Raw genomic sequence first — 6,030 nt, 5'->3', positions numbered from 1 at the left:
GTGCCGTCCCGGGTGCGGGGCGGCACCGTCGCATGCCGCTACTGGCCCTGGTCGGACTCCAGGCTGCCGATGGTCAGCCCCGCCGCGTCGGCGGCGGCGTCGCGCTCGCCCCGGGTCTGGTCCTCCCGGGTGAGCAGGTTGGCGTACTCGGTGACGTCGGCCGGGTCGGGCACCTCCGGCAGCCGGCGCAGGAACGCCTCCACCTGGCGGGTGGCGGCGGTGTGCGCGGCGGCGGCCTGGCGGAGCAGTTCCCGGTCGTCGGCGGGCGGGTAGAGATCGGTCATGTCCGCCAGATACCCCGACAGCGGCCGTTCGCACCGCCACCGACCAGGCAGTAGCCGACGTCCCGGTCGCGTGGCCGGGACTACTCGCCCGGGTGGGGGTGGCCGGTGATGCCGTCCAGGATGGTGGTCAGGTTGTGGTCGAAGGTCTCCTCGGCGCTGAGGTGGGCGCCCTCGATGACGAGCCGGGCGACGGTGGGGTAGCGACCGGTGTCGAGCATGCGGGTCAGGTACGGGCCGAGGCTGGCCTGCCAGGCGCTGACATCGGTGCCGGTGAAGCGGGCGGTGCGCCGCTCGGTGACCTCTCGGCGCAGGGCGCCGACGACGAAGGCGTTGAGGGCGCCCAGGGCCCGCTGGAGGTCGTCGATGTCGCGTATGCCGGGGGCCTGGCTGAGGGCCGCCGCGCTCATCTCGCCCACGGCCAGCGCGTGCGGGCCCAGGTGTGGCCGCCCGCCGAGCAGGTCGGAGAACCACTCGTGGTCGAGGGCGGCGGCGCGGGTCCGCCGAAAGACGGCCAGCACCGTGGCCCGCCACCCGGAGTGCTGGCCGGTCTCGGCGATCTGGGCATAGACGGCGTCGACCATCAGGTCGAGCAGTTCCGATTTGTTGGCCACGTAGTCGTAGAGCCGCATCGGACCGACGCCGAGCTCTTTGGCGATCTTGCGAACCGACAGTCCGTCGAGGCCGTGCGCGTCGGCGAGCCGGATCGCCGTGGCGGCGATCTTCGCGCGGCTCAACGGCACCGGCGTCGCCCGGGGCTGGGGCTCCGGGCGTTCCCAGATGGGCACGACCTCGCTACCGTACGATGTATCCACGCGATACAGTGTATGGTAAGGGCATGAGGATGCGACTGGCGATCGCCGGTGGTGGCCTGGGCGGCCTGACGCTGGCACGGATCCTGCACCGGCACGGCATCGACGCGGTGGTCTACGAACGCGAGGCCAGCCGATCCGCACGCTCCCAGGGCGGAATGCTCGACCTGCACCCGGAGTCCGGGCAACTGGCCCTCGCCGAGGCGGGTCTCGACGACCGGTTCCGCTCCGAGGCGCGGCCCGAGGGCGAGGAACATCGCATCCTCGACCCGGCCGGGCGCACCCTCGTGCACCACACGCCCCGACCCGGCTCGTTCGCCGGCCGCCCCGAGATCGACCGCACCGTCCTGCGTGATCTCCTGCTCGACTCGCTGCCGCCCGACGCGGTGGCGTGGCGGCACCGCCTCGTCGCGGCGACGCCACGACCGGGCGGGGGCTTCGGGTTGACCTTCGACGGCGGCCACCGCGCCGACTGCGACATCCTGGTCGGCGCGGACGGCGCGCGCTCGGTCGTCCGGGCGCTGCTGACCGACGCGGGACTGTCCCACGTGTCCAGCCACGTGGAGCTGACCATCGACGACGCCGACCGACGCCACCCGGATCTCGCCGAGCTGGTCGGCCCGGGAAACCTGTGGTGCGTCGGCGTGAACCAGATCCTCGCGGCGCAACGCCTCGGCGACGGCAGCATCCGGGTCGGGATCTCCCTGCCCGCCGACGACCGCGACCTCGACGCCTACCGTGACACGCGTGCCCTGCTGGACCTGTTCGACGGCTGGGACGCCCGTCTCACCGCCCTCGTCGACGCGGCCGACAGCCCGCCGACGCCGCGCCGGGTCGAGGCGATGCCGGTCGGCGCGCGCTGGGCCCACCGGCCGGGAACCACGCTTCTCGGCGACGCCGCGCACCTCATGCCGCCGGTCGGCGAGGGCGCCAACCAGGCCATGCTGGACGCCGCCGAACTCGCACGCGAACTCGCCGCCAACCCCGCCGACCCGGACGCGGCGATCCGGGCGTACGAGGAGGCGATGTTCGAAAGGATCGAGCCGATCGCCGAGATGTGCGCACGAGTTCAGGCGATGATGCTGTCCCCGACGGCGGCCGACGACCTCGTCCGCTTCTTCACGCCACGGTCCGCCACGCCCTCTTCCGGCGACGAGGAACCCGTCGCCGCGCCCCGCTAGACCTCCCGTGGGCCCTCACACCCCGCTGGGCTGCCGGACGCCGAAACCCGGATTGCGCACCAGCCAGTCCAGGTAGGTGGGGTGCGGGGCCAGCGAGTCGGTGTACGCCGCCTTCGCCGTGGCCAGCACCAGCTCCGCGTCCCCGGCGGCGGGCGAGTCCGGATGCCACCCCAGCAGCAGCCGCCAGCGCAGCGGGACACCGGCCAGCCGTCGGGTGACCAGGCCGGCGACCGGGCGGAACGTCGCCTGGCAGAGGGCCACCGCCACGCCCGCCTCCACCAGGTCGACGCAGCCGCGGATGTCGGTCTCGTACACCTTGCGGGGGGTGAAGCCGGCGCGGGCGCACGCGGCGGCGAAACAGTCGCCGAAGCAGCCGTCGCCCGGCGCGGCCACCCACTGCTCGTGACCCAGGTCCGCCAGGCGCACCTCGGCCCGCTCCGCGAGCGGATGGGTCTCCGGCAGCAGCACCAGCACCGGGTCGATGGCCACCTCCCGCCAGCGCAACCCGAACGCCGCCGACGGGGTGGCGTCGCCGCACACGCCGGTGAGGGCGAAGTCCAACCGCCCGCCGGCCACCAACTGCGCCAGCTCGTCGACCGACCACGAGGCGTACGTGGTGATCTGGGCCGGTGGCTGCTCGGCGGCCAGCCGGTGCACCAACCGGCCCAGGATCGGGCTGTTCACCCCCCCGAGGCGGTAGCAGCGGGGCGCCGCGCCCGCGCCGGCGAGCCGTGCCGCCTCGTCCTGCAGGCCCTTCATCGCCGGCAGCAGCACCCGGGCCCGGGCGAGCACCAGCTCACCGAGCGCGGTGGGCCGGGCGCCGCGCCGATCCCGGTCGAACAGCGGCCCGCCCAGCGTCCGCTCGATCCGCTGGAGCTGAGCGGTGAGCGCCGGCTGGGCGAGCCCGAGCGCCGACGCCGCCTTGGTCACACTCCCTGTCTCCGCGATCGCGCAGACCACCCGCAGGTGTCGCAGCTCCAGGTTCATACGGTGACGGTAGGACCACGTCGCAGCCTGCGGAAGAGGCCAAGCGAATCGGTGACGTTGAATGCATTTCGTGGCGCGGCCCGCGCTTCAGTCGCGCGGCGGCTCCGGCAGGTCGGCCAGGTACGTCGGCCGCCGCGTCACCGCGTCGCGGACCTTGTCCACCACACCCACCGCCGGCTCGACGATCCGGTTCCACGGCGGCGTGGCCGGGGTGCCCGGGTGCGGCCGGGTCGGCGCGGCCTCCTCGGCGATCTCCAACCGGTTGCCCAGCCGGATCAGCTCCTCCCCGGTGGCCACCGCGCGCAACTCGGCCACCAGCGCGCCCACCCCGTCGACGTGGCGGCGGACCCGCTCGGCGACCTCGGTCAGGGTCTCGTCGGACAACCCCTTCAGGGCGGCGAGCAGCGCGGCGTCAGCGTCGATCTCCGCGTCCACCCGGTCGGCCTGGGCCGGCAGCGCCGCCCGCACCGCCGGCAGCAGGTACTGCTCCTCGGCGGAGACGTGCCGCGACAGCGCGGCGGTGAGCACCGCCAGCCCCTCCTGCGGGGTGGCGTCCGGGCCGGTCAGCTGGTCCACGAGAGCCAGCAGTTGCCGGTGTTCGCGGTCCACGATGTCGGCGATGCTGCGGCCACCGGGCCGGTAACCCTCCTCGGATGCGGGCGCGGGCGGCAACGGGGGCAGGGGGACGGCGGACATGGTGCCCTCCTCGACTGGCGGGCGGAAGCTCCGGCAGGGGATGTGCGGTCGTGGGCGGCGGTACCCGAACGCGGACGCCGCGAAACCGGCACGCGGATCCGCCGAGGTGAATGCCCGGCCCCGGCACGCCGGTGCGCCGGCCCGCCGGTCACCCCGGGCTGGTATGAAGGGGCGATGACGAGCGACGCCGCCTCCGCCCGACCGGACCCCAGCGCGGAGGTCGTGGACCTCTGCCGCGACCTGCTGCGCATCGACACCACCAACACGGGGGACAACGACACCAGCGTCGGCGAGCGCCGCGCCGCCGAGTACGTGGCGGAGAAACTCGCCGAGGTGGGCGTCGAATCGGTCCTGCACGAGTCCGCCCCCGGCCGGGCCAACGTGGTGGCCCGCATCCCCGGCGCCGACCCGAGCCGGGGCGCGCTGCTGGTGCACGGCCACCTGGACGTGGTGCCCGCCGACGCCGACGAGTGGTCCGTGCACCCGTTCTCCGGCGAAGAGCGCGACGGCTACCTGTGGGGCCGTGGCGCCATCGACATGAAGGACTTCGACGCGATGGTGCTCGCCGTGGTGCGGCACTGGCAGCGCACCGGCGTACGGCCCCCGCGCGACATCGTGCTCGCGTACACCGCCGACGAGGAGGCGGGCAGCGACTACGGCGCGCGCTTCCTGGTGGAGAACCACCGCGGCCTGTTCGACGGCTGCACCGAGGCCATCGGCGAGGTCGGCGGCTTCTCCTACTCGGTCAACGACAGCCAGCGGCTCTACCTCATCGAGACCGCCGAGAAGGGCATCGACTGGCTGCGGCTGCACGCCAAGGGCCGCCCCGGGCACGGATCGATGGTGCACGACGACAACGCGGTGACCGCCCTCGCCGAGGCCGTGGCCCGCATCGGCCGGCACCGCTTCCCGGTGGTGGTCACCGACACCGTGCGGGCGTTCCTGACCGAGGTCTCCGACCTGCTCGGCATCGAGCTGGACCCGAACGACCCGGAGACGGCCATCGCCAAGCTCGGCCCGATCGCCAACATCATCGGGGCGACCATCCGCAACACGGCCAACCCCACCCGGCTCAGCGCCGGCTACAAGGACAACGTCATCCCCGGCCGCGCCACCGCCACCATCGACTGCCGCAGCCTGCCCGGCCAGTCCGAGCTGCTGGAGCGGCAGCTGCGCGAGCTGGTCGGCCCGGACATCGCCATCGAGTACGTCCAGCGACAGCCGGCGCTGGAGACCACCTTCGACGGCGACCTGGTCGAGGCCATGTCGGCGGCGCTGCGCGCCGAGGACCCGGGTGCCCGGCCGGTGCCGTACATGCTCTCCGGCGGCACCGACGCGAAGGCGTTCTCGCAGCTCGGCATCCGCTGCTTCGGGTTCGCGCCGCTGCGGCTGCCCGCCGACCTGAACTTCTCGGCGTTGTTCCACGGCATCGACGAGCGCGTTCCGGTCGACGGACTACAGTTCGGCGTGCGGGTTCTCGACCGGTTCCTCCGCACCTGCTAACCGTGTCCGGTAGCTGCACCCGGCGCGTTACCTCCCCATCGTGAAGGGACTGCCCCACATGACCGACCAGCACGGTGAGCTGGACGCCGCTCTCGAGCGGGTGATCGAAGCGGCCCGCCACCACCTGGCCGCCGTACGCGCCGCGCAGGGCCGCGTCGACGACGACGACGTCTGGCAGGCGTACGTGGCGTTGAACAACGCGTCCTTCGCCTACGACGAGCAACTGCTCGACGCCTTCGGCGAGGTGACCCCGTGGGACGTCGACTCGATCGACCCGGACGAGGCCGACGAGCGCTTCGGCGGCGAGGGCGCCGAGGCCAGCGACCCCCACCCGCGGGTGATCTCGGTACGTCAACGCCGCGACTACCGGGTGCCGAGCATCTCCGCGCTGCTGCGGGCGGCCGAGGCGGCCCGGCGCGAGGGCACCCCGGAGGACGACGAGCCGGCACCGGTGGAGGGCGTCGGCGAGGCGGTGCTGGAGCTGCTGCAGAGCGGCGACGGCTCGCTCGGCGCGCTGGACGTCCCCGAGCTGGAGCCCCTCGACGGGGTTGTCATGGTCAGCGAGGTGGG

7 protein-coding genes are annotated in these 6,030 nt (G+C 73.7%); 3 read left to right on the top strand and 4 right to left on the bottom strand.

The window, feature by feature from the left end; translation table 11 throughout:
* Window positions 1-38: 38 nt before the first annotated feature.
* A complete protein-coding gene (locus tag AB0J68_RS24885; RefSeq protein WP_234582022.1) occupies window positions 39-284 on the bottom strand; it encodes a hypothetical protein in 246 nt (81 codons plus the stop codon).
* Window positions 285-364: 80 nt separating this feature from the next.
* A complete protein-coding gene (locus AB0J68_RS24880) occupies window positions 365-1,096 on the bottom strand; it encodes a TetR/AcrR family transcriptional regulator (protein ID WP_355137065.1) in 732 nt (243 codons plus the stop codon).
* A gap of 23 nt (window positions 1,097-1,119) precedes the next feature.
* On the opposite strand from AB0J68_RS24880, the gene AB0J68_RS24875 reads away from it, so the two are divergent.
* On the top strand, window positions 1,120-2,274 hold the full coding sequence (locus AB0J68_RS24875; RefSeq protein WP_363940617.1) for an FAD-dependent monooxygenase: 1,155 nt from the start codon (window positions 1,120-1,122) through the stop codon (window positions 2,272-2,274).
* Window positions 2,275-2,289: 15 nt separating this feature from the next.
* Here the strand turns inward: AB0J68_RS24875 and AB0J68_RS24870 are convergent, their stop codons facing one another.
* Entirely contained in the window at window positions 2,290-3,261 is a 972-nt protein-coding gene (locus AB0J68_RS24870) for a LysR family transcriptional regulator (protein ID WP_354860352.1), read from the bottom strand.
* Between the two features lie 87 nt (window positions 3,262-3,348).
* Window positions 3,349-3,957 carry a hemerythrin domain-containing protein gene (locus tag AB0J68_RS24865; protein ID WP_354860353.1) on the bottom strand — a complete coding sequence of 203 codons (609 nt, stop codon included), beginning with the start codon at window positions 3,955-3,957 and terminating at the stop codon, window positions 3,349-3,351.
* Window positions 3,958-4,131: 174 nt separating this feature from the next.
* On the opposite strand from AB0J68_RS24865, the gene AB0J68_RS24860 reads away from it, so the two are divergent.
* Both AB0J68_RS24860 and AB0J68_RS24855 read left to right on the top strand, forming a co-directional pair.
* A complete protein-coding gene (locus AB0J68_RS24860; RefSeq protein WP_354860355.1) occupies window positions 4,132-5,460 on the top strand; it encodes a M20/M25/M40 family metallo-hydrolase in 1,329 nt (442 codons plus the stop codon).
* Between the two features lie 58 nt (window positions 5,461-5,518).
* The coding region (locus tag AB0J68_RS24855) for a hypothetical protein (protein ID WP_363940616.1) at window positions 5,519-6,030 on the top strand (512 nt) is incomplete at its 3' end.

The organism is Micromonospora sp. NPDC049580 (genome assembly GCF_040675595.1).
GTDB lineage: Bacteria > Actinomycetota > Actinomycetes > Mycobacteriales > Micromonosporaceae > Micromonospora.
This window is presented reverse-complemented; position numbering and strand designations above follow the sequence as displayed.

What these genes read in the sequence shown, in the direction of transcription:
- AB0J68_RS24885 (WP_234582022.1), bottom strand. Translation starts at nt 284, where the DNA reads ATGACCGATCTCTACCCGCCCGCCGACGACCGGGAACTGCTCCGCCAG.
- AB0J68_RS24875 (WP_363940617.1), top strand. Translation starts at nt 1,120, where the DNA reads ATGAGGATGCGACTGGCGATCGCCGGTGGTGGCCTGGGCGGCCTGACG.
- AB0J68_RS24870 (WP_354860352.1), bottom strand. Translation starts at nt 3,261, where the DNA reads ATGAACCTGGAGCTGCGACACCTGCGGGTGGTCTGCGCGATCGCGGAG.
- AB0J68_RS24865 (WP_354860353.1), bottom strand. Translation starts at nt 3,957, where the DNA reads ATGTCCGCCGTCCCCCTGCCCCCGTTGCCGCCCGCGCCCGCATCCGAG.
- AB0J68_RS24860 (WP_354860355.1), top strand. Translation starts at nt 4,132, where the DNA reads ATGACGAGCGACGCCGCCTCCGCCCGACCGGACCCCAGCGCGGAGGTC.